Source organism: Kitasatospora sp. cg17-2, assembly GCF_054031055.1.
In genome coordinates, this window is the sequence record NZ_CM132923.1 from 2,815,815 (window position 1) to 2,841,420 (window position 25,606).

At 74.2% G+C, this 25,606-nt stretch carries 24 protein-coding genes; 6 read left to right on the plus strand and 18 right to left on the minus strand.

Annotation, left to right across the window (positions count from 1 at the left end; translation table 11 throughout):
- The first annotated feature begins 80 nt into the window (after positions 1-80).
- On the plus strand, positions 81-500 hold the full coding sequence (locus tag ACW14Y_RS11265; RefSeq protein ID WP_340632013.1) for a winged helix-turn-helix transcriptional regulator: 420 nt from the start codon (positions 81-83) through the stop codon (positions 498-500).
- A gap of 67 nt (positions 501-567) precedes the next feature.
- Here ACW14Y_RS11265 and ACW14Y_RS11270 read toward each other — a convergent pair whose 3' ends face one another.
- The 6 genes from ACW14Y_RS11270 to ACW14Y_RS11295 form a co-directional block, all read right to left on the minus strand.
- On the minus strand, positions 568-1,206 hold the full coding sequence (locus tag ACW14Y_RS11270; RefSeq protein WP_456986640.1) for an FMN reductase: 639 nt from the start codon (positions 1,204-1,206) through the stop codon (positions 568-570).
- The gene (locus ACW14Y_RS11275; protein ID WP_456988135.1) at positions 1,203-2,342 is read right to left on the minus strand and encodes an LLM class flavin-dependent oxidoreductase; all 1,140 of its coding nucleotides are present in this window, start codon (positions 2,340-2,342) and stop codon (positions 1,203-1,205) included. The genes ACW14Y_RS11270 and ACW14Y_RS11275 overlap by 4 nt, the downstream gene beginning before the upstream one ends.
- 42 nt (positions 2,343-2,384) lie before the next feature.
- Positions 2,385-3,611 (minus strand): MFS transporter, encoded by a 1,227-nt coding sequence (locus ACW14Y_RS11280; RefSeq protein WP_456986641.1) that lies wholly within the window; start codon positions 3,609-3,611, stop codon positions 2,385-2,387.
- A gap of 98 nt (positions 3,612-3,709) precedes the next feature.
- Positions 3,710-4,306, minus strand: coding sequence for a TetR/AcrR family transcriptional regulator (locus ACW14Y_RS11285; protein ID WP_380390019.1), 597 nt, complete (start codon positions 4,304-4,306; stop codon positions 3,710-3,712).
- A gap of 199 nt (positions 4,307-4,505) precedes the next feature.
- On the minus strand, positions 4,506-7,097 hold the full coding sequence (locus ACW14Y_RS11290; RefSeq protein WP_456986642.1) for a collagenase: 2,592 nt from the start codon (positions 7,095-7,097) through the stop codon (positions 4,506-4,508).
- Positions 7,098-7,385: 288 nt separating this feature from the next.
- Positions 7,386-7,958 carry a DoxX family protein gene (locus tag ACW14Y_RS11295; protein WP_380303944.1) on the minus strand — a complete coding sequence of 191 codons (573 nt, stop codon included), beginning with the start codon at positions 7,956-7,958 and terminating at the stop codon, positions 7,386-7,388.
- A gap of 194 nt (positions 7,959-8,152) precedes the next feature.
- On the opposite strand from ACW14Y_RS11295, the gene ACW14Y_RS11300 reads away from it, so the two are divergent.
- On the plus strand, positions 8,153-8,749 hold the full coding sequence (locus ACW14Y_RS11300; RefSeq protein ID WP_380303942.1) for a TIGR03086 family metal-binding protein: 597 nt from the start codon (positions 8,153-8,155) through the stop codon (positions 8,747-8,749).
- 147 nt (positions 8,750-8,896) lie between these two features.
- Positions 8,897-9,352 (plus strand): hemerythrin domain-containing protein, encoded by a 456-nt coding sequence (locus ACW14Y_RS11305; protein ID WP_380303940.1) that lies wholly within the window; start codon positions 8,897-8,899, stop codon positions 9,350-9,352.
- A 21-nt stretch (positions 9,353-9,373) separates the two neighbouring features.
- Here ACW14Y_RS11305 and ACW14Y_RS11310 read toward each other — a convergent pair whose 3' ends face one another.
- From ACW14Y_RS11310 to ACW14Y_RS11365, 12 genes are all read right to left on the minus strand, one after another.
- The gene (locus ACW14Y_RS11310; protein WP_402724575.1) at positions 9,374-10,180 is read right to left on the minus strand and encodes a VOC family protein; all 807 of its coding nucleotides are present in this window, start codon (positions 10,178-10,180) and stop codon (positions 9,374-9,376) included.
- Positions 10,181-10,640: 460 nt separating this feature from the next.
- Entirely contained in the window at positions 10,641-12,095 is a 1,455-nt protein-coding gene (locus ACW14Y_RS11315) for an ABC transporter ATP-binding protein (RefSeq protein ID WP_456986643.1), read from the minus strand.
- Entirely contained in the window at positions 12,092-12,913 is an 822-nt protein-coding gene (locus ACW14Y_RS11320) for an ABC transporter permease subunit (RefSeq protein ID WP_456986644.1), read from the minus strand. The genes ACW14Y_RS11315 and ACW14Y_RS11320 overlap by 4 nt, the downstream gene beginning before the upstream one ends.
- On the minus strand, positions 12,910-13,119 hold the full coding sequence (locus ACW14Y_RS11325) for a hypothetical protein (RefSeq protein WP_456986645.1): 210 nt from the start codon (positions 13,117-13,119) through the stop codon (positions 12,910-12,912). Before ACW14Y_RS11325 ends, ACW14Y_RS11320 begins: the two co-directional genes overlap by 4 nt.
- Positions 13,116-14,063, minus strand: a complete 948-nt coding sequence (locus ACW14Y_RS11330) for an ABC transporter permease (protein ID WP_456986646.1) — start codon at positions 14,061-14,063, stop codon at positions 13,116-13,118. The genes ACW14Y_RS11325 and ACW14Y_RS11330 overlap by 4 nt, the downstream gene beginning before the upstream one ends.
- Positions 14,060-15,622: an ABC transporter substrate-binding protein gene (locus ACW14Y_RS11335; RefSeq protein ID WP_456986647.1), complete on the minus strand. Its 1,563-nt coding sequence runs from the start codon at positions 15,620-15,622 to the stop codon at positions 14,060-14,062. The genes ACW14Y_RS11330 and ACW14Y_RS11335 overlap by 4 nt, the downstream gene beginning before the upstream one ends.
- A gap of 5 nt (positions 15,623-15,627) precedes the next feature.
- Entirely contained in the window at positions 15,628-16,503 is an 876-nt protein-coding gene (locus ACW14Y_RS11340) for a class I SAM-dependent methyltransferase (RefSeq protein WP_380442709.1), read from the minus strand.
- A complete protein-coding gene (locus tag ACW14Y_RS11345; protein WP_380442707.1) occupies positions 16,500-17,705 on the minus strand; it encodes an MFS transporter in 1,206 nt (401 codons plus the stop codon). Before ACW14Y_RS11345 ends, ACW14Y_RS11340 begins: the two co-directional genes overlap by 4 nt.
- Positions 17,702-18,856, minus strand: a complete 1,155-nt coding sequence (locus tag ACW14Y_RS11350) for a dipeptide epimerase (RefSeq protein WP_456986648.1) — start codon at positions 18,854-18,856, stop codon at positions 17,702-17,704. Before ACW14Y_RS11350 ends, ACW14Y_RS11345 begins: the two co-directional genes overlap by 4 nt.
- Positions 18,853-20,031, minus strand: a complete 1,179-nt coding sequence (locus ACW14Y_RS11355; protein WP_456986649.1) for a PLP-dependent cysteine synthase family protein — start codon at positions 20,029-20,031, stop codon at positions 18,853-18,855. Before ACW14Y_RS11355 ends, ACW14Y_RS11350 begins: the two co-directional genes overlap by 4 nt.
- Positions 20,028-20,948 carry a Rossmann-like domain-containing protein gene (locus ACW14Y_RS11360; RefSeq protein WP_380303920.1) on the minus strand — a complete coding sequence of 307 codons (921 nt, stop codon included), beginning with the start codon at positions 20,946-20,948 and terminating at the stop codon, positions 20,028-20,030. The genes ACW14Y_RS11355 and ACW14Y_RS11360 overlap by 4 nt, the downstream gene beginning before the upstream one ends.
- Positions 20,945-22,237 (minus strand): ATP-grasp domain-containing protein, encoded by a 1,293-nt coding sequence (locus tag ACW14Y_RS11365; protein WP_456986650.1) that lies wholly within the window; start codon positions 22,235-22,237, stop codon positions 20,945-20,947. Before ACW14Y_RS11365 ends, ACW14Y_RS11360 begins: the two co-directional genes overlap by 4 nt.
- A 168-nt stretch (positions 22,238-22,405) precedes the next feature.
- Between ACW14Y_RS11365 and ACW14Y_RS11370 the strand changes: the two genes are divergently transcribed.
- The 3 genes from ACW14Y_RS11370 (at position 22,406) to ACW14Y_RS11380 (ending at position 25,501) form a co-directional block, all read left to right on the plus strand.
- Positions 22,406-22,996 (plus strand): GNAT family N-acetyltransferase, encoded by a 591-nt coding sequence (locus ACW14Y_RS11370; protein ID WP_456986651.1) that lies wholly within the window; start codon positions 22,406-22,408, stop codon positions 22,994-22,996.
- A 213-nt stretch (positions 22,997-23,209) separates the two neighbouring features.
- A complete protein-coding gene (locus ACW14Y_RS11375; RefSeq protein WP_380303914.1) occupies positions 23,210-23,869 on the plus strand; it encodes a TetR/AcrR family transcriptional regulator in 660 nt (219 codons plus the stop codon).
- Positions 23,870-23,968: 99 nt separating this feature from the next.
- On the plus strand, positions 23,969-25,501 hold the full coding sequence (locus ACW14Y_RS11380; RefSeq protein WP_380303912.1) for an MFS transporter: 1,533 nt from the start codon (positions 23,969-23,971) through the stop codon (positions 25,499-25,501).
- Positions 25,502-25,606 lie beyond the last annotated feature (105 nt).

The following is a 25,606-nucleotide window of genomic DNA, read 5'->3' on the forward strand; positions in this document are numbered from 1 at the left end:
ACGCCGGACGGGGGCGGTTCCCCTTCGTCCGGCCGGTTCCCTCTTGTAACCATTGCCATCCTGAGGCAGCATCAGGGAGCATGGAAGAAGGCACTTTGAAGTCACCGACGCACTGTGCGGTGACCGAGGACGACTACGACGTGCTCCAGTGGGACACCCGGGAGGACTGCGAGGTGCGGCAGATCCTCGACCGGATCGCCGACAAGTGGTCGCTGCTGGTGATCGCGCTGCTGGACCGCGGCTCGCTGCGCTTCACCGAGCTGCGGCGGGAGATCGACGGGGTCAGCCAGCGGATGCTGACCGTCACCCTGCGGCAGCTGGAGCGGGACGGCCTGGTGGAGCGGACCGTGCACGCCGTGGTGCCGCCCCGGGTCGACTACGCGCTGACGCCGCTCGGGCGGACGCTGCACGAGACCGTCCGCTCGCTGGTCGCCTGGACCGAGACCCACCAGCGCGAGATCGCGACGGCCCGGGCCTCGTACGACGCGCGCGTGGGGTGAGGGCATGCGGGAGGGGCGGGTCCGAGACCTCCGGACCCGCCCCTCCACGGGCGCTCACGCCACGGGCTCAGACCCGCAGCGCCGCCAACTGCTGTTCGAACGGCACCACGGCCTCCTCCTGGGCCGCGCCGCCCCCGGCCCGGCCGTTCGGGGCCCGGCCGACGAGCAGTCCGGCGAGTTCTCCGGCCGCGCGGTCGATCCGGCCCGGGAGGCCGTCGGTGAGGCGGTCCCCCGTGGTGCCCCAGTCGTCGGTGGCCGCGTAGACCGAGGTCGGCACGACCACCGAGCGCAGGTAGGAGAACAGCGGGCGGACGGCGTGCTCCAGGGCGAGCGAGTGCCGGGCGGTGCCGCCGGTGGCGGCGATCAGCACCGGCTTGCCGGTGAGGGTGTCGGGGTCGAGCACGTCGAAGAACGACTTGAACAGCCCGCTGTAGGAGGCGGCGAAGATCGGCGTCACCGCGATCAGCGCGTCCGCCCCGCCGACCGCCGTGATCGCCTCGCGCAGCGCGGGGCCGGGGAAGCCGGTGACGAAGTTGTGCGCGATGTCGGTGGCGAGGTCGCGCAGTTCGACCACCTGGACGTCCACCTCGCGTCCCTCGGCGCCCAGTCGGCGGACCGTCGCCTCGGCGAGGCGGTCGGCGAGCAGCCGGGTCGAGGACGGCTTGCTCAGTCCGGCGCTGATCACCACCAGTCGGTACGCGGTCACTTGGACACCTCCACGGTCTGCTCGTTCTGCTCGGCCCCCTGCGCGGAAGCCTGCTCCTGACGGGCGCGCTCGGCCGCGAGCCTGCCGGCGTGGGTCGGCGCGTCCGGGACACCGGCCGGGCGGCCCTTGGCGAACTCCTCGCGCAGCACCGGCAGCACCTCCTCGCCGAGCAGGTCCAGCTGCTCGAGCACGGTCTTCAGCGGCAGACCGGCGTGGTCGATCAGGAACAGCTGGCGCTGGTAGTCGCCGAAGGTGTCGCGGAAGGCGAGGGTCTTCTCCACGACCTCCTGCGGGCTGCCGACGGTGAGCGGGGTCTCCGCGGCGAACTCCTCCAGCGACGGGCCGTGGCCGTACACCGGCGCGTTGTCGAAGTACGGACGGAAGTCCCGCACCGCGTCCTGCGAGTTCTTGCGCATGAACACCTGGCCGCCGAGGCCGACGATCGCCTGCTCGGGCGTGCCGTGCCCGTAGTGGGCGTAGCGCTCCCGGTAGAGGTTGACCAGCTTCTGGAAGTGCTCCTTGGGCCAGAAGATGTTGTTCGCGAAGAAGCCGTCCCCGTAGTAGGCGGCCTGCTCGGCGATCTCCGGGCTGCGGATCGAGCCGTGCCAGACGAACGGCGGGACGCCGTCCAGCGGGCGCGGGGTCGCGGTGAAGGACTGCAGCGGGGTGCGGAAGCGGCCCGACCAGTCGACCACGTCCTCGCGCCACAGCTGGTGCAGCAGCGCGTAGTTCTCGATCGCGAGCGGGATGCCCTGGCGGATGTCCTTGCCGAACCACGGGTAGACCGGGCCGGTGTTGCCGCGGCCCATCATGAGGTCCACCCGGCCGTCGGCGAGGTGCTGGAGCACCGCGTAGTCCTCGGCGATCTTCACCGGGTCGTTGGTGGTGATCAGCGTGGTCGAGGTGGAGAGGATGATGCGCTCGGTCTGCGCGGCGATGTAGCCGAGCAGCGTGGTCGGGGAGGACGGCACGAACGGCGGGTTGTGGTGCTCGCCGGTCGCGAAGACGTCCAGGCCGACCTCCTCCGCCTTGCGCGCGATGGCCACGGTCGCCTTGATCCGCTCGTGCTCGGTCGGGGTGCGGCCGGTGGTCGGGTCGGGGGTGACATCGCCGACGGTGAAGATTCCGAACTGCATGGTGCTCACCACACTCCTGGCTGATCCCGCCGGGAAGCCGGTTCAGGATCCGATCGTCAAAGTTTCAACCACCTTAGCATCCACCCCCTCGGGGTTATTCCCCCGAGCGCCCGGGGACCGGCCCGGGAGCGCACGGCGACCGCGCGGCACGTCCGGGAGCAGGCTGAGCAGCCCGGCGACGGCCATCGCGACCCCGAGCCACAGCACGGCACGCAGGCCGAACGCGTCGATGGCGAGGCCGCCGAGCAGCGAGCTGAGGATGACGCCGAGCGTGATGAACGAGTTGTGGACGGTGTTCACCAGCGGTCGGGAGCCGCCGATCCGCTGGACCCGCGAGACCATCGCGGGGTTCATGGTGACGCCGACCAGGCCGACACCCAGCAGCAGGCCGACGGCGGGCACCCGGAACTGGGCGAGCAGCGCGAGGCCGGCCAGGAACACGGCGTTCAGCGCCAGGCCGGTCGCCAGCACGGGCAGCGCGTACCGGTCGGCGAGCCGGCCGACCACGGTGTTGCCGACCACCGTCGCCGCGCCGTAGGCGACCAGCAGCAGCGGGACGGAGCCGACCGCGAAGCCGGTGAGCTCGGTCAGGATCGGGTTGACGTAGCTGAACAGCGTGAAGGTCGCGCCGATGATCAGGGTGCTGGTGACGAAGGCCAGCCACAGCCTCCGGTCGCGCAGCGCGCCCAGCTCGTCCCGGAGCGAGCCGGTGCCCTCGGCGTGGTCGACGTCCGGGACCCCGGCGAGGGTGCACAGCGCCACCGCCGCAGTGAGGACGGCCACCGCCCAGAACGCCGCGCGCCAGCCGAGGTGCTCGCCGATCACGGTGGCGAGCGGCAGACCGAGCAGCGTGCCGAGCATGAGGCCGTTCATCAGGACGGCGATCGCCCGGCCGCGGATCTCCGGACGGGCCAGCTGGGCGCAGAGCGAGATCGAGATCCCGAAGAAGGCCTGCGCGGCGACGCCGGAGACCACCCGGGCCGCCAGCATCACCGGGTAGCCGGAGGCCGTCGCGGCCAGCAGGTTGCCGACCAGGAAGATCGCGAACAGGAGCATCAGCGCCGCCTTCTGGCGCGCCCGGAGGAGGGCGACGGCGAGGAACGGGCCGCCGAAGGACATCGCCACCGAGAAGGCGGTGATCAGATAGCCGATCTGCGGGATGGTGGCGTCGAGGCCCTCCGCCAGCTGGGGCATCAGCCCGGCGACGGCGAACTCGCTGGTCACCATCGCGAAGACACCGAGGGCGAGGACGTACACGGCACGTGGCATGGGAAGGACTCCCCCGTTGCTTTTGGATCGATCGGTACATAATGAGGGCAGGCATGGACCCGCTCCGGAGCGGGCCGCACAGGACGGGCCGGATCGGATCAGGGAGCGAGGGCGTCCAGGGCGGTGGCGGCCACGGCCTCGACGGCGGCCCGGTCGGCCCCGCCCTTGGCGGCGACCCGCATGCCGCCGATCACCGCGTTGACGAAGCGCGCCAGCTCCTCCGGCGCCCGCCGGGCGGCGATCGCCCCCGCCAGCTGCCCGGCGGCGATCGCGGCCCGCAGCGCGGCGAGCCGCACCTCCTGGTCGCGGACCAGCATCGCGTCCGCCTCCGGGTCGCGCCCGGCCAGCTCCACCACGGTGTTCACGGTCAGGCAGCCGATGCTGCGACCCTCCGGGCGGTGCTCGAACTCGGTCTCGACGATCCGCGCGAGCAGGACCCGGATCCGCTCCAGCGGGGGCAGCTCCGGATCCTCCAGCAGTTCGATCTGCGGGACGGTCATCAGCTCGATGTAGCGGGCCAGCGACCGCTTGAACAGGTCGTGCTTGCTGCTGAACGTGTTGTAGATGCTGCTCCGCCCCAGGCCGGTCGCCTCGCAGAGGTCCTGGGTGGAGGTGGCCTCGTAGCCGTTCGCCCAGAACGCGTGCATCGCCGCGTCGAGCGCCCGGCCCTCGTCGAAGGTGCGCGGTCTCGCCATGGCAGCACGTTAGCCTTTTTGGAACGGTCGGTGCAATACCGGCGCGGTCGCTCGGGGCAGGCGGCGAGGCCGGGCGCGGGGAGGCAGGACGCGGGGGCGAACGCGGGGAGGCCCCCGACGGCGCGCCGTTCGCGCGCCGCCGGGGGCCTCCCCGTGCTTCCGAGTACTTCCAGGTGCTTCCGGGATCAGAACTCCGGTGTCAGTACTCGGCCTTGATGTTGGCGCCGGAGAAGGCCTGCTGGCCGTAGAGGCTCAGGAAGACGTAGCCGGCCGGCGGGTTGGTGATGGTCAGGGTCTCGGTGTTGCTGTTCGCGTTGGTGGACTTGGCGGTGTACGAGTTGGTGTACGCCCAGTTGGTGGCGTTGTAGTAGAGGTCGGCGTTGCCGGTGCCGCCCGTGCTGGTGAGCTTCAGCTGCTTCACCCCGGCCGGGAGGTACAGGTAGAAGTGCGCGTAGTTGCCGGTGCTCGCAGAGAGGTTGCTGCGGCCGCAGTTCTTGTCCAGCTGGCGCGGGTCGGCACCGGTGCACTCCGACAGGCCCGCCACGGTGACGTTCTGGCGGGTGCTCGCGGTCGCGCCCTTGTCGTCGGTCACGGTGAGGGTGACGGTGTAGCTGCCGGCCTTGGTGTACGACTTGGTCGGGTTGGCGGTGGTGGCGGTGGTGCCGTCGCCGAAGTCCCAGGCGTAGGCGGCGATCTTGCCGTCCGGGTCGGTGGAGCGGTTGGCGAAGGTGACGGCCAGCCCGCTGACGGCGGCGGTGAAGGCGGCGGTGGGCGGCTGGTTGCCGGGCGGGTTGGTGCTGCCGGAGCAGGCACCGGCCGCGCAGCGGGTCAGCCAGGCGTCGAAGTCGGCGTCGTAGCGGGTGCCGATGGTGGTCTTGAGGACGGTGCGGGCACCGTTCCAGTCACCGGCGCGGTACTTGGCGAGCACGGCGTCGACGTCGGCGCGGTGCTGCTCCAGCATGTAGCGCACCGCGAGGTAGCCCCAGCGGTAGGTGCGCTCGGTGTCGGTGTTCTCGTAGGTGGTGTCGAACAGCGTGGAGAGCTTGTAGGTGTGCAGGCCCGCCGCGGAGATCGCCGCGTCGTAGTTGACCTTGCGGTAGGAGTAGGAGACGTACTCCGCGAAGCCCTCGATCCACCAGATGGTCGGGGTCGTCACGCCGGCGTCGAAGTCGCCGTACATGTCGAACCGGCCGTCGAGGTAGTGGGTGTACTCGTGGTTGAGGTTCCAGACCTGGAAGTCCGGGCGCGCCCACTCGGCCTCGTAGGCGAGGAAGCGCGGCTGGTTGCCGACCTCGTTGGGCTTGCCCTCCAGGTACATGCCGCCGTTGTCGGTGTTGATGCCGTAGATCGAGGCGGCGAACACCCCGTAGTCGAAGGAGCTGTGGAAGACCACGACCTCGATGGTGGTGTTCCGGTCGTCCGCGACCGGGCCGTTGTCCTTGGCCACGCCGTGGAAGTACGCGTCCTGGCCGGTCAGGCTGGTGCAGGCGGTCGCCAGCTGGGTGGCGTCCAGCGCCTGGGCGAGGATCTTGATGCTCTGGCTGCAGGTGTAGCTGACCGTCAGCACGGCCGACTTGAGCCGGGCGGCGGAGTCGCAGGTGCCGTAGTAGGAGCAGTTGCCGTTGTCGTAGGCGTCGGTCATCTCGGCGACGGCGGCCCACTGGTAGGCGGTGTTGCCGGTGGGCGAGGAGCGGTCGGCCAGCCCCTTCAGCAGCGGGCGCACCTTGGACTGGAGCACCGGGTACTGCACGAAGCGGCCCAGCTCACGGGTGGCGTTGTAGACCAGGAAGGTGTAGTCGCCGCCGAGCAGGCCGCTGTTGGCGGACGCGAAGGAGTAGAGCGCGTCGAGCACGCTCGGGTCGGCCGCGACCGCGTCGACGAAACCGGTGGTCTGGTGGCCGCGCCACAGCACGGTGAACACGCTGTTCAGCGCGTTGCCCATGTTGGTCGGGTTGTGGGTGGCGGCGTCGTAGGCGCCCAACAGCCGCTTCACCACGGGGAGGTAGCGGACGTTCTCCTGCGCGCTGTCGATCAGGGTGATCGCCTCGCCGAGGGTGCCGGCGTTGGCGGAGGTGACGTCGCGGGAGTGCGCGCTGTTGAAGAAGCTGTCCAGCGCGCCGCGGATCGAGGTCTGCAGGGCGGTGCCGTAGGTGCCGACGTCGGAGGCGTGGTACCACTGCACGAAGTAGCCGGCCCGGAGGAAGAGCACCAACTGGCCGGTGGAGGTGGAGTTGTCGCCCGGGTAGGCGGCCGCGTTGTCGCGCAGGGCGTCGGCCACCGAGACCATCTGGGCCTCGCGGAAGGCGCCGCGCGCGTCGGTGCCGACCAGGTTGAACAGGCTGTTGATGCAGCCGAGGTCGGCCGCCTTGACCGCCTGGACCAGGGCACTGCCGGTGCGACCGGCGAAGTCCGGGATGTTGCAGGCCTGTTCGGCGAGGGCCTTGGGGGCGGCCGCGCCGAAGGTCTTGACGATCTCGGCCTGCCGGTGGGCCGCCGACGGGGCGTCGGAGCGGTCCGGGGAGGCGGTCGAGAACGGGGCGCGGTCCCGGGCCGGGACCGGCTGGTTCTTGCCGCCCGCGTCGGGGGTGTCACCGACGGCGGGCCTCGGGGCGAGCCCGGCCGGGCCGGCCGAGGTGGCGGCGGGAGAGCCGCCGCCGAAGTCCGGACGGGTCCGCTCGGTGGTCGCCTGGGCGCGCGGGGCGAACAGGCCGACCGTCACGAACAGCGCCAGGATCAGCGTCAGGAGCTTTGCGACGTGCGGTATTTGCGTTAAAGGGCGTGCGGTTCTCATGTGGGGGCCTCCGGGCCTTCGTCGGTCGCATGGGGGTGCGGCCGGTGGGGGTGAATGAGGGCCGTTGTGGCGCACCGTTGGGGCGGTAGCGCCGAACACCGTTGGGGAGTGTGACATGTACAATGGCATACATCACAAGGCCGGGGAACCCTCGAAACGGAGATTCTCCGGCAACTGCCCCGCCTGCACAGGAAATTCACCGCTCGACCACGGAACGGCGAAGGCCGCCGGTCGGTGGACCGGCGGCCTTCGCGGCGATTCACGGCCTCAACGGCCTTTCATCGATGGTCAGTTGCGAGCCAGAAGCACGGCGCCCGCGGTGACGAGGGCGAGCACCACGGCGGCCGCCCCGTAGCTCAGCCGGTGCGCGCGCACCACCGGCAGGTAGCGGTCCGCGGCGTAGCGGCCGGGGCCGGTCAGCGCGAGCGCCGCCGCGGCGGCGATCAGCAGGAGTTCGTACTCGCTGCCGCCCTTGGCGGCGAAGAAGGTGCTGCTCCAGGTGACGGCCAGGGCGTTGATCATGGTGCCGAGGATCGCGGCGGCGGCCAGCGGGGTCAGCAGGCCGACGGCGAGCGCCAGTCCGCCGCCGGCCTCGGTGAGACCGGCCACGGCGGCCATGAACTTCGGCGCCGGGTAGCCCTTCGCCTCGAAGAACTGTCCGGTGCCGTCGATGCCGCCGCCGCCGAACCAGCCGAACAGCTTCTGGCTGCCGTGGGCGGCCATGGTCAGGCCGAGAGCCACCCGCAGCAGCAGGAGGCCGGCGTCGTAGGCGTGCGGGGAGGTGGTCACCGATCCGGGGACCGACCCGGATGCGGAAGGGGGGGCGGTGGCGGCGGTCGTGCTCGGGCTGCTGCTCGGCATGCGCGTCTCCATCAGAAAGGGGGGTTCGTCGATACCGGCCGAATTGTTTGTTCAAATTCGAACCAGCTGGGGTGTGTCGACCGTACCTGGAAGTTTGAATTTGAACAACCGACTGGACCGAGGATATTGGCGTGGCCGGGTCACAAGTGGTGTAGACCGGCGTACGGAAGTGCGCGGCGGGGCACGCTCAGGACATGGCACATCGCAAGGAACACCCGTGGCCGGCCGACCGGGGCACCCCGCACGCCGAGGCCCTCGCCGCCTTCACCGAACGGATCCGGCTGGTCACACCCGACCAGTGGGACGCCCCCACCCCGTGCACCGACTGGAGCGTCCGCGATCTGGTCAACCACCTCACCGGAGAGCAGCTCTGGGTGCCCGAACTGCTGATGGGCGCGACGATCTCCGAGGTCGGCGGCCGCTTCGACGGCGACGTGCTCGGTGACGACCCGGTCGCCGCCTGGACGGCCGCCGCCGACGCCGCCCGCGAGGCCTTCGCCGTCCCCGGCGCCACCGAGCTCACCGTCCACCTCTCCTTCGGCGACGTCCCCGGCCAGTACTACCTGGACCAGCTCACCACCGACGCCGTCGTCCACAGCTGGGACCTCGCCGAGGGCATCGGCCGGCGCACCCGGCTCCCGGAGGAGCTCGTCGACTTCGCGCTCGCCGAGTTCGCCGGCTACGGGGACCTCTCCGGCAGCGGACTGTTCGACCCGCCGCTCCCGGTGGCCGGGGACGCCGGGCCGCAGACCCGGCTGCTGGCCCTCGCCGGGCGGCGCGACCGCCCCTGAGCGGACGGCGGCGCGGGGCCTGCGGACCGGCGCCGGCACGGGCGCCGGGAGCGGGCGGGTCCGGTGGATGCCCCGGTTGCCCGGGCGGCGCCGGATACTGGAGGTATCGGGGGGCGCACCGGACGTCGACGGAGAGGCGGGCGCGCCATGAACCGCAGGCCGGACATCCTGGGTGAGTTCACCGCGGAGCACCGCGCGGTGGAGGAACTGCTCGTCCGGATCGAGGCCGGCCGGGCCGAGGGCCGGGCGCCCGGGGTGCTGCTGGACCAGCTCACCGACCTGCTGCTCAGCCACTGCGCGGCCGAGGAGGAGCACCTGTTCCCGGTCGTCCAGCACGATGTGCCGGACGGCGGCGCGGTGGTGTTCCGGTGCATCCACGACCACCTCGCGATCGGCCAGTACCTCGCCGACCTCCAGGCCCTCCCCGATGGCGACCCGGCGCTGGGCACCCTGCTGAACGGACTCACCGAGCGGCTGCGGCGGCACCTGGCGACCGAGGAGAAGCAGCTCTTCACCGCCGCCCGCAAGGCCCTGCCGGCCGCCGAGCGGGCCGCGCTCGGCGAACGGCTGCGGGCCGATCGGGCGGAGATCGCCGGGGCGTAGGGAGGTGTTCGACGGGCGCGGTCAGGACTTGGCGCTGATCACCGCGAAGCGGCCGCCCTCGGGGTCCCGCAGCCGGGCCACCCGCCCGTACGGCGAGTCGAAGGCCGGGCCGAGCACGCTGCCGCCGAGCCGCTCCGCCCGGACCAGCGCCTCGTCGGTGTCCGGCACGGAGAAGGAGACCTCCCAGTGCGGGGTCAGCCCCGTCGGCCCGCCCGCCTGCTCCCGGGCCAGCGCGGCGACACTGTGCCCCTCCGCCCGCAGCACCACCCGGTCGTGCTCCCAGCGGACCTCGAACCGCTCCGGGTCGCGGCCGTCCCAGCGGAACACCTCGCCGTAGAAGAGCGCCGCCGCGAACGGGTCCGGGGTGCGCAGCTCGATCCAGACCGGGGCGCCCAGCAGGTCCAGCCGCCGGGCCCGGCCCGGCGGGCCCTCCCAGATGCCGAACACCGCGCCCGCCGGGTCGGCCGCGAACGCCAGCCGGCCGGCGTCGAAGGACAGCGGACCGACCGCGAGGGTCGCCCCGCGCTCGCGCACCGCGTCGGCGGCCGCGTCGGCGCTCTCGGTGCCGAAGTAACTGGTCCAGGCGACCGGCATGTCCCAGCCGCCGCCCGCCACGCCGACCCCGGCCACCGCCTCGCCGCCGACGACCGCGTGCTCGTACGGGCCGAAGCGGTCCGGGCCCGGCTCGAACTCCCAGCCCAGCAGCGGTCCGTAGAAGGCCCGGGCGGTGTCGAGGTCGCGGGCCATCAGGCTCACCCAGCAGGGGACGGCCGCCACGCAGCGCACCTCGGCCGTCGGACCGTCGCTCGTCGAACCGTCGCCGCCCATCGCGCACCACCTCCGAGATCCCGGCCGCCGGGCCCCTCCCGACTCCCACGGCCGTCCGGCCGTCCGGGCGGGTTCAGCCTAGGCCCTCTCTTTCGGATCCCGTCGGATCAGCGGGCGTCTCCCCCAGCCTTCGGCCGGGAGGTACCCCCATTCGTGCGTGCCTCGGCGGTGCGGAGGTGGGGGTACCTCCCGGCCGGAGGCTGGGGGAGGAGTCCATGCGGTGGGGGCACCTCCCGGCCGGAGGCTGGGGGCCATCGGCGACCGACGACAAGCCGGCGTGGGGGTACCTCCCGGCCGAAGGCTGGGGGCGTGCGTGCTCCGGCGGCGACCGCCCGGCGTGATCCGAAAGAGAGGGCCCAGGACGTGTCCGAGATTTCGTGCCGCGCCACGCGCGCGGGGGTGGGTGTGGGGCCGGTGAGGTGGTGGTGAGGGTGACGGAAGGGCCGGGAGTCCGGGGGTGCTACCCGGGCGGGGCTGCGTCCTGTCGCCCGAACGGGTGAGCCGTCGAGGCGGGGTGCAGCCGGCCGTCGGCCAGGGTGGCCACCCGGTCGGCCAGGGCGTCGACGGCCGCCGGATCGTGGGAGACGAACAGCAGCGCCAGACCGGCCCGGTCCCGGCGGTCGGCGAGGTGGGCCAGGATCGAGTCCCGGGTGTCCGCGTCCAGTCCCGCGGTGATCTCGTCGCACACCAGCACCGCCGGTTCGACGATCAACGCCCGTGCCAGTGAGGCCCGTTGAAGCTCGCCACCGGAGAGGCCGGCGGGCGGACGGGCGGCCTTCGCCGGATCGAGGCCGAGTGCGGCGAGCAGGGCGGCCGACTCCGCCCCGGCCGCCGACGGGGTGCGGCCGCGCAGCCGCACCGCCGCCCGGGCGACCTGGTCGAGCATCGGGCGGTGGTCCGCGAACGCCGACCGGGCGTCCTGGAAGGCGTACTGCACGGCCGCCAGCCGCCGCCGTCCGCGCTGCCGGACACTGCGCGGCAGCGGCTCGCCGTCCAGCAGGACCGTGCCCTCGTGGCGCGGGTGCAGCCCCGCCAGGCAGCGGCCGAGGGTGGTCTTGCCGCTGCCCGTGCGGCCGGTGAGGGCCAGGCACTCCCCCGCCCGCAGGCTCAGCGCGACCTCGCGCAGCACCACCGCGCCGCCCGGGTGGCGGGCGGTGAGGCCCGTGACGGCGAGCCGGACCGGCGTGGCCGGGGCCGACGTCGGAGCCGGGGCGGGCCGGACCGGGGGCACCGCCGCCCGGGCGAGCACGCGCAGGACCTCCTCGGGCGGGCCCGTCCGCACCGCGCGGCCGTCGGCCAGCAGCACCACCTCGTCGGCCGCCTCCCGGACCAGGGCCAGGTCGTGGCTGAGCAGCAGCAGCCCGGTGCCGCGCGCGGCGAGCCGGCGGAACAGGGCGGCCAACCGGCGTGCGGTGGCCGGGTCCTGGCCCGTGGTGGGTTCGTCGGCGACGATCACCCGCGCTCCGGTGAGTAAGGCCTGGGCCAGCACCAGGCGTTGCTGCTGGCCGCCGGAGAGCTGGTGCGGATAGCGGCGCAACAGCCCCTCCACCTCGGACAGTTCGGTGTCCTGGAGCGCGCGCCGGACGGCCTCCTGGCCGCCGCCGTGCACCCTGGCGAGGTCGCGCAGCAGGACGCCCGCCCGACGGGCCGGGTTGAGCACCGCGCCGGGGTGCTGGGGCACATGGCCGACCGGGGCGCCGCCCGCCCCGGCGAGGGAGACCGTGCCGGACACCCGGGCGCCCTCGGGGTAGGCGCCCAGCAGGGCGAGCGCGGTCGTCGTCTTGCCGCTGCCGGACGGGCCCACCAGGGCCGTCACCCGGCCGGCGCGCACGCGCAGCGACACCCCGTCCACCAGGACCCGGGGGCCGACCCGCACCCGCAGGCCGTCCACGGCGGCCAGCTCCGGCCCGCTCACGCGGCGGCTCCCGATCCGCGCCGACCCGCTCCCGGACCGCGCCCGCGCGGCCGGGCCAGGGCCGTGTCGAACAGCAGATTGGTGCCGGTCGACAGCCCGGCCACCAGCAGTGCCGGGACGACCACCGCCCAGGGCTGCAGGAACAGCCCCGCCCGGTTGCGGTCCACCATCACCGCCCAGTCGGCGGTGTCCGGCCGCACCCCGACACCGAGGAAGGCCGCCGTCGCCACCAGGTACAGGGCGCCCACCAGCCGGGTGCCCGCGTCGGCGGCCAGGGTGCGGCGGATCGTCCGGACGACCTGTCCGAAGGCGATCCGCCCCCAGGACTCGCCGTGCAGCCGCAGCGCCTCGACCACCGGGCGGGACGCCGCCGCCACCGCCGCCGCGTGCGCGACCCGGGCGATGTCCGGCACCGCCGTCACCCCGACCAGGACGGCCAGCCCGACCGGTCCCGGCTCCGCGGCGGTGGCCACCAGCAGGACCAGGAGCAACGCCGGTACGGCGATCAGCACGTCCAGGGGCCGCAGCAGCAACTCCTCGACCCAGGTCCGCCCGGTCAGTGCGGCGGCCAGCGCGAGCGGCAGCGCCAACGCGTACCCGAGGACGGTCGCGGCGACCGCCACCAGCACCACCGGGCGGCCCCCGAGCAGGACCTGGCGCAGGACGTCGCGGCCGGCGTAGTCGGTACCGAGCCAGTGGCCGCCGCCCGCCGTGAAGGAGACCCCGCGCGGCCCCGGCCCGCCCGCCAGCAGCGGCCCGCCGAGGGCGAGCAGCAGCGGTACGGCGACCAGCGCCAGCCCGAGCGCGTAGCGCCTCACGGTGCCACCGAGGCGCTGGGGTCCGTCGCCCGGCGGCGCCCGGCGACGGACCCGCCGACCCGGCGGACCAGCCACCGGCAGCGCCGGGCGAGGGCCCGGCAGACGCCGCAGTCGCAGCGCCGGGCGGTGAGGTGGTCAGCAGGTCCGCGGGCGGGCCGGTGGTCGGCGGGACGGTGGAGCGGGGTGGCACGGGGCGGGGCGGTCATACGGCGACTTCCGTTCGGGGGGCGAGGCGGCGGGCGGCGAGGTCGGCGGCGAGGTTCAGCAGGACGGTCACGGTGCCGAACAGCACCGCCAGGCCCTGGACCACCGGCACATCACGGGCGGCGACGGCGTCCAGCAGCACGGTGCCGAGCCCGGGGACGACGAACAGGGCCTCCGCCACGATCACCCCGCAGAGCAGCCATTCGGCGGTGCGGGCGAGGTGCTGGACCACCGGGGCGAGGGCGTTGGGCAGCGCGTGGCCGAGTCGCACCCGGTTCGGCGGGACTCCGCAGCGCAGCGCGTGGACGGCGTACGGGGCCGCCATGGCGTCGAGCAGCCCGGCCCGGACCAGCCGCGCGGTCGAGCAGACCGGGCGGGCCAGCAGCACCACGACCGGCAGGACCAGCACGGCGGGCTGCCGGCCGATCCCGCCGACGGCGGTCGGCGGGAGCCAGCCCAGCCACAGCGCGAAGACCCCCGTCAGCAGCACGCCGAGGGCGAACTCCGGTACCGCGTACACCGCGAGGGTCACCGTGCTGACGGCGCGGTCCAGCGGTCCGCCCTCCCGCCGGGCGGCGAGCAGCCCGAGGCCGACCGCCGCCGGGACGAGCAGGGTCAGGGTGAGCGCGGCCAGCAGCAGGGTCGGGGCGAGGGCCTCGGTGAGGTGGTCGGCGACGGGGCGGCCGCCGACGAGCGAGCGGCCCAGATCGCCGTGCGCCAACTCCCCCGCCCAGTCGGCGAAGCGCTCCACCGCCGGGCGGTCCAGCCGCAGCGCGGCGCGCAACGCGGCGATCCGCGCCGGGTCGGGGTCGTCCCCCGCGGCGACCACGGCTGCGTCGCCGGGGAGCGCCTCGGTGAGGACGAAGACCAGGACCGGGACGGCCGCGACCTGCCCGGCGCCGAGCAGCAGCCGGCGCCGCACCCAGCCGCGCGGCGTCGCCGTCACGCCAGCCGGACCTTGTCGAACCTGGCCCAGTCGAGGGTGTTGGCCGGGGCGTCCGCCGCCACGCCGCGCAGCCGCGGGGCGTGGCCGACGATCCAGTCGGCGAACCCCCACACCAGCAGTCCGCCCTCGTCGAACAGCCGGCGCTGCATCCGCTCGTAGAGGGCGGTGCGGGCCGCCGGGTCGGCCGTGGACTGCGCCTGGGTGTAGAGGTCGTCGAAGTCGGGGCGGCGCCAGTGGGTGGCGTTGGTGGTGGAGCCGGAGAGCAGCCGCTGCGAGAGGTGCGACTCGATCGGCATCGCGCCGGAGCGGAAGGAGGCGAGCACGCCGCCGTCCAGGATGTCCTTCCAGTAGGTGTCCTTGTTGCCGACCCGCACGTCGATCGTGATGCCGGCCCGCGCCGCCTGGTCCTTGAGGATGCCCGCCGCCTCGACCAGTCCGGCCGCGACCGGCGAGGTGTCGAGGGTGACCCGCAGCCCCTCGGCACCGGCCTCGCGCAGCAGCGCGCGGGCCCGGTCGAGGTCCCGGGTGCGCTGCGGGAGACCGGCCGGGTAGTACTGACTGCCCTTGCCGAAGAGGTCGTTGCCGATCTCGCCGGCACCGGAGAGCGCGCCGTCGACCAGCTCCTGCCGGTCGACCAGATGGAAGAACGCCTGGCGGACCCGGGGGTCGTCGAAGGGCGGCCGGTCGGTCTTCATGACGAAGCCCTGCATGGCGCTGTTGCGCAGCCGGACGACGCCGATCCGCCCTCCGGACGCGTGGGCGCGGGCGGTGGCCGGCGCCAACTCGTGGGCGTACTCGGCCTGTCCGGCCAGCAGGGCGTTGGCGCGGGCGGACTCCTCGGCGGCCGCGAGGATCTCCAGCTCGTCGAGGTGCGGGGCGCCGTCCCAGTACCCGTCGAACCGCCGGAGCAGCAGGGAGCGGCCGGGCTCGAAGGAGACGAAGGAGAACGGCCCGGAGCCGACCGGTGCCCGGAAGTCCTCGGCGCCCTCGGGGACGATGTAGGCGCCGAACGCGGCCAGGACGTTGGGGAATTCGGCGCACGGCCGGTTCAGCCGGAACTCCACGGTGCGCGGGTCGGTGGCCCGGCTCCCGGCGAGGTCGATCGGTTCGAGCGAGGCCCGGGCCCGGAACGCCCGCTTGGGGTCGGCTATTCGGCGGTAGCTGTACAGGACGTCGGCGGCGGTGACCGGTCGGCCGTCGTGGAAGGCCGCCTCGCGCAGCCGGACGGTCCAGACGTCGAGACCGGGGCCCGGCTCCCAGCCGGTGGCGAGCCGGGGGACGGCGGCCAGGTCGGGGCCCCAGTCGGCGAGCTTGTCGTGGAGCGCCTTGGCGCGGGCGACGTCGGCGAAGAGGTTGACCCGGTGCGGGTCGAGGGTCTCGTCGGCGCCGCCGCCGGCGAACAGGGCGCGCAGCCGGCCGCCGCGCCGGGGGGTGGCGGCGTCCGGTTCGCGGTCGGCGGCGGCCGGGCCGCCCGGGGCGGAACAGGCGGCCAGGGCGAGCGCCGCGCCGGAGGCGGAGGCGGCGGTGAGCAGGGTACGGCGGGCGAGCGGGCGGGTCATCGGGGTCACCTTCCCTTTCGGGCGGGGGGTTCGAGCCGGGCGACCAGGTGCAGCCGGTCGCCGTCGGCGGTCTCGGGGGTGTCGGCGGTCCCGGGGGCGTCGGGGGTGCCTGCACTGCCTGGGGCGCCGTCCGTCCACGGGGGTTCGGTGCGCGGGCCGGGCCGGTCGTGCAGGGCGAGGACGCCGAAGCCGTGGTGGGCGAGCAGGTGGCGCAGCTCCTGCGGGAAGAGCAGCCGCCAGGCGGAGTGCTGCTCGACCGGCGGCGCGCCGTCGTCCCCGGCCCAGCTGCGGGTACGGCGCAGGAGTTGGGCGGCGTGGTCGATCCACAGCACGGTGCGCGAGGTGAGGGTGACGCCCTCGTGGGTGATGCTGTCCAGCCTCGGCGCGTCGAGGAGTTCGGTGCGCCCGAGGAAGAAGGCGCCGTTGCGCATCTCGGCGACCAGCAGTCCGCCGGGGCGCAGATGCCGGCGGATCCGGCCGAAGAAGGCGTCGAGGTCCTCGTTGGTGTGGCAGTGGAGCAGCGCGCTGTCCAGGCAGAGCACCGCGTCGAACCGCCCGGGCAACGTGAACTCCCGCATGTCGCCGACGTGGTAGGCCGGTCCGGGGTGGCGGGAGCGGGCGTGGGCGATCATCTCCGGGGAGCTGTCCAGGCCGGTGACGGTGCGCCCGGCGACGCGGTGCAGCCACCCCGCGTCCCGCCCGGTGCCGCAGCCGAGGTCGAGCACCTCGGGCCCGGCGCCGTGGGCGCGCAGCATCGCCTCGGCCCACCGGGCGGCGGTGGACTCCGGGTCGGGGAAGCGGAGTTCGTAGAGTTCCGGGCGGTCGGTGAGCAGGTTCCGGTGGGTCTCGGCGGGCGGCGGCGGGGTCGGGCGGCGGTTCATCGGGCCTCGCTGGGGAGGGGGCGGGCGGGGACGGGGAGTCGCCCGGTGCGGTGCAGCCGGGCGAGCGCGGTGGCGGAGGCGAGGCCGAGGCCGGCGCAGAGCAGCCAGGGCGCGGTGGCGGCGCTGTCCATGGCCCGGCCGACCAGGGTGTTGCCGAGCGCGGCGGCGAAGCCGGAGACCACGTAGTACAGGCCGTAGTAGGTGCCGGTCAGGCCGTCGCGCCCGAAGGCCGGGATCAGGGCGAGGACGAAGGGCTGCGCGGTCATCAGCCCGAGCTGGAGCAGCAGGACACCGCCGAGGACGCCGGGCAGGCCGGGTGCGGCGAGCGGCAGCAGGAAGCCGGTGGCGGCGACGGCGAGGCCGAGCGGGATCCAGCGGGAGGGCGGACCGTGCCGCTGCAAGCGGGTGGTGATGCGCAGTTGCAGGGTCAGGTTGGCGAGGGTGGCGGTCAGGAAGACCAGGCTGACGGCGCCCTCCCAGCCGGTGGCGCGGCGGGCCGCGTCGGGCAGCAGCAGGTAGAGCTGGCTCTCCATGCCGAACAGGCCGACCATGCCCAGGGAGAAGGCCAGGAACCGCCGGTCCGAGGCCACTTCGCGCCAGTCGGCGAACACCCCGCGCGGGGCGGGTTCGGCGGCGCGCTCCGGCAGGGCGAGGGCCTGGGCGACGGTGAGGACGGCGAAGACGCCGGCCGCGGTGAGGGCGGCGGCCCGGAAGTCCACCAGCAGCAGGACGGTGCCGATCAGCGGGCCGGCCAGCGCACCGGTGGTGGCGAACACCGAGAACAGCGCGAACGCCTCGGCCCTGCGGTCCGCCGCCTCGCGGGCGACGTAGCTGCGCACGGCCGGGTTGAACAGCGCGCCGGCCAGCCCGCTGAGGGCCGAGGCGGCGAGCAGCACGCCGAGGGTGTCGCCGAGCGCGAACAGGCCGAAGCCGACGCTGCGCAGCGCGCACCCGGCGATGATGACGCGGCGCGCGCCGAGGCGGTCGGCGGCCGAGCCGCCGAGGATGAACAGTCCCTGCTGGCTGAGGTTGCGCAGCCCGAGCACGGTGCCGACGGCGAGCGCGGACAGGCCCAGGTCGTGCCCGAGGTGCCCGGCCAGGTACGGGATCAGCAGGTAGAAGCCGGTGTTGACGCCGAGCTGGTTGACCAGCAGCAGCCGTACGGGCAACGGGAAGGTCCGTACGGCGCGCAGTATTCTCACCGGCCGGCCGCCGGTCGGGCCTCGGCGAACGACCCGGCGCGGCCTTCGGGCACGGGGGCGCCGGATGCTGCGACCCCGGGCCCGGGTGCCGGTACGTCGGGAGCGGGGGCGCCGGGAACGGGCAGCACGCCGAGACCGGCCCGGTCCGGGGTGCGGACGGTGCCGTCGGCGCCGCCGATGCCCTGCCAGGGGTCGTGGGCGAGCAGCAGATGGCCGTCGAGGTCGAGCCAGCGGGCCCGGTCGGCGAGGTGGACGGCGGGCGCGATGCCCAGCGAACTCGCCACCAGGCAGCCGAGCATCAGCTCGGTGCCGCTGCCGCGCAGGGCCTCGGCGATGCGCAGCACCTGGTGGACGCCGCCGCACTTGGCGAGCTTGAGGTTGACGCCCTGGACCCGACCGGCGAGCCGGCACGCGTCCTCGTAGTCGACGGCGTCCTCGTCGGCGATCACCGGGACCGGCGAGTGCTCGGCGACGGCGGCCAGCGCGTCGGGGTCACCCGGGGCGATCGGCTGCTCGACGGCCTCGACCCCGATGGCGGCGAAGGCGGGCAGCAGCCGGAGGGCCTCGGCCGGGGTCCAGGCGCCGTTGGGATCGAGCAGCAGCCGGGCCCCGGGCGCGGCCTCGTGCACGGCCCGGACCCGGAACAGGTCGAGGGCGGGGTCGGGGCTGCCGGCCTTGATCTTGAGCACGGTGAAGCCCGCGTCGGCGAGCCTGGCGGCCTGGACCGCGGCACGGGCGGGCGGCTCGATGCCGATGGTGCGGGCGGTGACGGCGGCGACCGGGTCGGCCCGGCCGAGGAGGCGGTGGACGGGTTCACCGGCCCGCTTGCCGACCAGGTCCAGCAGGGCGGCCTCGACGGCCGCCAGCACGCCGGCCGGCAGCGCCGCGAACGGGGCCGCGCCCGAGGACAGCTCGACGAGGGCCTGCTCGGGGTCCTGATGGCGCTCCAGCACGGGCCGCAGCAGGGCGAGTTCATGGTGGATCCGGTGGGTGGGCAGGCCCAGGTGGAGACTGCTGACCACCTCGCCGTGGCCGGTCAGCCCGCCGTGGCCGAGGGCGAGCCGGACGGCGTCCCGCTCGGTGGTCACCGAGCGGGAGATGCGCAGCGGTGTGGCCAGGCGGAGCCGTCCGGTGCGGATGTCGAGCCTCATCGGTCCTCCTCGGTGCGGGCGGGTCCGGCGGCGGCCGGGACGGTGACGACGGCGGGAGCGGGGGCGGGGGCGAGGCCGGAGGCGGGGGTGGTGGCGGAGGCAGGGGCGGGGGCGGGCGCCGTCCGGCCGGTGCTGCAGCGGGCCCAGCCGCTGACCTCCACGGCCGCCGGGTGCGGGATCTCGATCGGGCGCGGCGCGGCCCGCTCGGCGTCCAGACCGTGCCGCCGGCAGAACGCGTCGTCGTACACCGTGCCGAGGTAGCGGTGCGGGCCGTCGGGGAAGACGGTGGCCACGGCGGCGCCCGGATGGACCCGGGCGGCCCAGGCCGAGACCAGGGCGACCGCGCCGGTGGACCAGCCGCCGCTGACGAAGGCCCCCCGGGCCAGCCGCCGGCAGGCGTCCACCGCCTCCGCCGGGCCGACCCAGTGCACCTCGTCGAAGGCCTGGTGGGCGACGTTGCGCGGGTGGATCGAGCTGCCCAGGCCGCGCATCAGCCGGGGCCGGGCGGGCTGGCCGAAGATGGTGGAGCCGACCGAGTCGACGCCGATGATCCGCAGCCGGGGCCAGCGGCGGCGCAGGGCCTCGGCCAGCCCCGCGCTGTGCCCGCCGGTGCCGACACTGCACACCAGCACGTCGAGGTGGTCGAGCTCGGCGGTGATCTCCTGGGCCATCGCCCGGTAACCGGCCGCGTTGTCGGGGTTGTTGTACTGGTCGGGCCAGTAGGCGTCGGGCAGCAGGTCGAGCACGGCGCGCAGCCGGGCGAGCCGGGCCGCCTGCCAGCCGCCGTGCCGGGCCGGCCGCTCGACCAGCTCCAGCCGGGCGCCGTAGGCGTGCAGCAACTGCCGCATGGACGGTTCGAGTTCGCTGTCGCCGACCAGCACGACCGGGTGTCCGAGGGCCTGCCCGGCGAAGGCCAGGCCGACCCCCATGGTGCCCGAGGTGGACTCCACCACCGTGGCGCCGGGGCGGAGTTCACCGCGCGCCTGGGCGCCGCGCAGCATGGCGACGGCCGAGCGGGCCTTCATGCCGCCCGCGCCCAGCCCCTCCAGCTTGGCCCAGAAGCCGGGGTGCGGGTGCGGCAGCGGAGTGGTGATGCGGGTCAGCGGGGTGCCGCCGAGCAGCGGGAGCAGGTCCGGATTGCCCAGCGCCGCGCCCGGGTCGAGCAGGGCCGTCACCGCGCCGCACCCCCTCGGCCCGCCGGGCCGCCGTAGAGATGGAGCACGGTGGGGCCGCCGTCGAGCCAGAAGAAGGGGTAGGGCTCGGCGCTGACGGCGGTGACGCCGTCCCCCAGCAGTCGGGGCAGCACCGAGCTGCCGGTCTGGGCGAACAGCACCAGCGGTTTGCCGGTGGCGCGGGCGTGCGCGAGCAGTGGATCGAGCGAGCCGTTGCCCAGGGTCATGCCGGAGGCGAGGACGGCGTCGCAGCTGTCGAGGTGGGCGAGGGCGTCGGTGCGCACCGGTTCGTCCCACTCGGTGACGCCGCCCTTGAGGTCACAGGGAACGTACTCCGTTCCGCGCGAACGGAGCTGCTCCAGGAGCGAGTTGACGACTCCGACGACCAGTGCACGGCGGACGTCGGCGAGCGGCAGCAGCCCCACCACGGCGGCGGCGCGGGCGCGGGACTTCGCCAGCGAGGAGCCCGCGGGCAGCGGGTGCGGGCGGGCGCCCTCGGCCGGTCCGTGCGGGCGGCAGTGGCCGAGGTAGGCGTCCAGCGCGGCGACCCGGACGGCGGCGCGGGGGTGGTCGAGCAGTTCGTCGACGGTGGCGCCGACGCAGTCGGTGAGGGTGTCGGCGGGGAGTTCGCCCGGCTCGACGGCGCAGGAGCCGACCGCGGCGCCGAGCCGCAGGCTGAGCACCTCGTTGCGGTAGCCGCGGGCCCGGCCGGCGTGCCGGACCGCCTGGGCGGTGGTGAAGGCGAGCGCGATCCGCAGGGAGGCCGGGTCGGGCCCGTACGCCCCCGTACGGGCCCGCCCGGTGATCAGGTCGAGCGCGGGGGTACCGGCGCTTGGGGGGACACCGACGCCCGCGGTGGCGGCGGTGGTTGCAGCGGTGGCGGCGGGGGCGGCAGGGGCGGGGGCGGGGGCGGCGCTCATGCGGGCACCTCCGCCGGTTCGGCCCCGACGGCGGCCGTGAGCCGCGGCGTGAGCCCGGCCAGCAGCCGCTCGGCCGCGCCGCGCGCACCGGCCCCGACGCTGTCGGCGGTCATGACGTGCCCGAGATACTCGTTGTTGCTGGTCGCCGGCCGGACCTCGCGGCCGGCCCCGGCGAGCGCGAGCTCGACCAGCGCCGGGTCGCGCCGCACCGCGTCCTCGCCGTCGAAGCCGTCCAGCAGTCCGGCCTGCCCGCCCTCGGGGACGAGGAAGGCGATCGCCGCGCTGCTGACCCCGGTCGGGTGGACCGCCAGGTCGGGCCGGCGGCCGAGGGCCACGTCGACGGCGGCGGCCGCCAGGTCGACCCCGGTGACCCGCCGGACCAGTTCGGTGATCCGGTTCCCGGCCGGTCGCGGATTGACCTCGACCACGCGGGGCCCGGTCGGGGTCAGCTTGATCTCGGTGTGCGCGACGACCTGGTCCAGCCCGAGCGCCGCCAGTGCGGCGAGGGCCGTGTCGGCGGCGGCCCTGGCCTCGGCCGGCTCCAGGGCGGCCGGGAACATGTGCCCGGTCTCGACGAACGCGGGCGCCCCGGCGACGCTCTTGTCGGTGATCCCGACGACGTGCGCGGTACCGCCCGCCGAGACCGTCTCGACACTGACCTCGGGCCCGGTGAGCAGCTCCTCCAGCAGTACGGCCGGCTCCCGGCGCTGGCCGCGCGCGTTCACCGGGAACGCGTCCAGGGCCCGGATCGCGACCAGGAGCTCGGTCTCGTCGACGACCTCCCGGACGAACATCCCGGCGCACAGGTCGACCGGCTTGACCACCAGCGGGTAACCGATCGCCCGGGCCGCGGCCCGGGCCTGCTCGCGGTCGGCGCAGAGCGCGAACGCGGGCCCGGGGACGCCGGCCTCGGCGAGCTTCCGGCGGGTGAGGTCCTTGCGGCAGGCGGCCTCGACCGCCTCGGGGGCGGCCCCGGGCAGGACGAGCCGGTGGGCCACCCGGGCGACCTGGGGGAGGTAGTAGTCGCAGGAGGAGAGCACCCCGTCGAAGCCGAGCAGTCCGTGCAGCCGCTCGGCGTACGGGAGCAGCACGGCCGCGTCGTTGGTGTCGACGGTGAGGATGTTCTCCGCCGCGAGCAGCGGGTGCGGGCCGTCGACGGGGGCGGCGCGCAGGTAGTGGTGCAGGTCGCGGGTGAGGAAGGTGAAGCGGTGGCCGCCCTCCCCCAGGGCCCTCGGCAGCAGCCTGCTCATGGAGCCGACCCAGCTCTCGATCACCAGCAGATGCGCCACGGTTCTCCCCTTCGACGGACACGACGATCGGTGGACAGGCAGGACGGTAACGGGATTCGTTTTCATTTTCAACACGCCGGACCGCTCTTCCTCCGACGCGTCAGATGAAAGTGGTTTTCATGTACGCTGACCATCACCCTCCCGCCCCACCTTCGGTCGGAGTTTCTGATGCAGCGTCAATTTTCTTATGTGATCCGCCATGCCCTGCCGCAGGACGTTCCCGGGGCGCGCCGCTTGATCCTCGACACCTTCTACCGGGAGTTCGGCTACGGCTACGTGCCCGAGTGGCACGCCGACGTGGTCGACCTCCAGGGCCACTACCTGGACCACCCCCGGCACGCCCTGCTGGTCGCCGTCCACGCCGAGGAGGTGGTCGCCACCACCGCACTGCACTCCACCGGGCCGGTCCACCCGCCGCACCCGCGCGAGGTCGCCGAGCGCTACCCCTCGGGGACCACCGCCCAGCTGGTCCGGGTGTACGTCCGGGCGGAGCACCGGCGGCACGGCCTGGCCCGCGAACTCGTCGAGCGCGCCCGCGCGTTCGCCGCCGCGGAGGGCGGCTACCGGAGGCTCTACCTGCACACCAACACGGCGATCCCCGGCGCCGAGCCGTTCTGGCGCAGCCTCGCCGAGGAGGTCCACGACGCCCGCCCGAGCGGCGAGCACGGCCCCGGCGTGGCCACCGTCCACTTCGAGATCCCGCTGCACCGGCCCACCCGGAGCGGGCCGGGCGCCGGGACGCGGGTCGCGGTGGGGTGAGCCTTCGACCGGCGGGCCGCCCCTCGACAGCCGTGCGGGCGCGCGGCCGGCAGTGACGGTGACGGTGACGGGACGACCGAAGCCCGGACCGTGATGTGACGCAGGTCACACCGAAGCGTGAAATTTCCGGGGAGCGATTCCCCGTTTAGCCCTTCGTAGGACTAAGCGGGGAGTTTCTCCCCGGAACTTGTATGCTTCGGGAGGAGCAAAGCCGTGAGCACCGCCGCCGTCCGCCCGACCACGGAACCGGCCCGCACGCCCCGACTGCGTGCGGACGCCAGCCGCAACCGTGAGCGGATCGTCCTGGCGGCCCGGGACGCGTTCGTCGAGCACGGCGCCGAGGCGCCGCTGGACGAAATTGCGAAGCGGGCAGGCGTCGGAAACGCTACGCTCTACCGGAACTTCCCCACCAGGGCGGCACTGATCCGCGAGGTGGCACTGCTCGTCAAGAACCGCATCGTGGCGATCGCCGAGCGGGCCGCCACCGAGGCCGCCGGCCCGTTCGACGCCCTGGAGCGGTTCGCCCACGAGACGGTCGACGAGAAGGTCGGCGCGCTCTGCCCGATGCTCACCAACCGGGTCGACCTGAACGATCCGGACCTCGCGGAGGCCCGCGAGCGCCTGCTGGCGGTCGTCGGCGATCTGCTGGACCGGGCGAAGGCGGCGGGCGAGATCCGTCCGGACGTCGCCCACGGTGACCTGTTCATCGCGCTCAGCCAGCTGACCCGCCCGCTGCCGGGCACCTCGTGCCACATCCTGGAGGGATTCGTCCACCGGCACCTGCAACTGTTCCTGGACGGCATGCGGGCGCCCGCCCGTTCGACCCTGCCCGGCCGGGCCGCGACCTTCGAGGACTTCCACGGCGACCACTGATCCGACGCGTCCGCCGCTGTTCTCCTCCCCTTAACCCTTTGCCCCTTGCACTGCCCCGCACGTGTTCCGCACACCTCGCACCGTGAAGTGAGTACCTCCATGTCGAAAACCGACGCCCTGCCCTCCCTGCAGCCTGATCCCAGGCGCTGGAAGGCCCTGATATTCATCGGCCTCGCGCAGCTGATGGTCGTCCTGGACGCCACCATCGTGAACATCGCGCTGCCGTCCGCCCAGAAGGACCTCGGCATCACCGACGGCAACCGCCAGTGGGTGATCACCGCGTACGCGCTGGCCTTCGGCGGACTGCTGCTGTTCGGCGGCCGGGTGGCCGACCTGTGGGGGCGCAAGCGCACCTTCATCGTCGGTCTGACCGGCTTCGCGCTGGCCTCCGCGCTCGGCGGCGCCGCCGCCAACACCGCGATGCTGCTCGGCGCCCGCGCCCTCCAGGGTGTCTTCGGCGCCCTGCTCGCCCCGGCCGCGCTCTCGCTGCTGGCGGTCATGTTCACCGAGGCCAAGGAGCGCGCCAAGGCGTTCGGCATCTACGGCGCCATCGCCGGTGGTGGCGGTGCGATCGGTCTGATCCTCGGCGGCCTGCTCACCGAGTACATGAACTGGCGCTGGACCTTCTTCGTCAACATCCCGTTCGCCGTGGTCGCCGCCGTCGGCGCCGTCATGGTGATCCGCGAGCCCGCCGAGGGCCGCAACCGCAACAAGCTCGACGTGCCCGGCGTGCTGCTGGTCACCACCGGTCTGGTCGCGCTGGTCTACGGCTTCACCCGGGCCGAGTCGGACGGCTGGAGCTCCGGCATGACGATCGGCCTGTTCGTCGCCGCCGCCCTGCTGCTGGCCACGTTCGTCCTGGTCGAGAGCAAGGTCAAGGCGCCGCTGCTGCCGCTGCGCGTCGTGCTGGACCGCAACCGCGGCGGGGTCTACCTGTCGCTGGGCCTGGCCGTGATCGGCATGTTCGGTCTCTTCCTCTTCCTGACCTACTACCTGCAGATCGTGCTCGACTACAGCCCGGTCCTGACCGGCGTGGCCTTCCTGCCGATGGTGGCGGGCATGATCACCGGCTCCACCCAGATCGGCGCCCGCCTGATGACCCGCGTCCCGGCGCGGTACCTGATGGCACCCGGCTTCCTGCTGGCCTCGGTCGGCATGCTGATCCTGACCCAGATCGACCTGGACACCTCCTACCCGGCGCTGATCCTGCCCGGTCTGGTCCTGATGGGCCTCGGCATGGGCACCGCGTTCATGCCGGCGATGAGCCTCGCCACGCACGGCGTCCAGCCGCGCGACGCGGGCGTGGCCTCCGCCATGGTCAACACCTCGCAGCAGGTCGGCGGCGCCATCGGCACCGCGCTGCTGAACACCATCGCGGCCAGCGCCACCACCACCTGGCTGGCGGCCCACGCCGGCGAGGCCACCAACCCGGCCGCCGCGAAGGCGGTGCAGTTCGGGGGCATGGTGCACGGCTTCTCGACCGCGATCTGGTGGTCCTTCGGGATCCTGGCCCTGGCGGCCGTGCTGGCCTTCGTCCTGATCAACGCCGGTCGCCCCGGCACCGGCGGTGCCGGTGAGGGCTCGGGCGCGGGTGCGGCGGACGCCAACGAGGTGCCGGTGCTGGTGCACTGACCCTCGCGGGGTAGCGCGACGGTGCGAAGCGGCCCGTCCGGTGTCTTCAGGACGCCGGGCGGGCCGTTCGCCGTTTTCCGGGTGTCCGGGGCGGCGCGTGCGTCC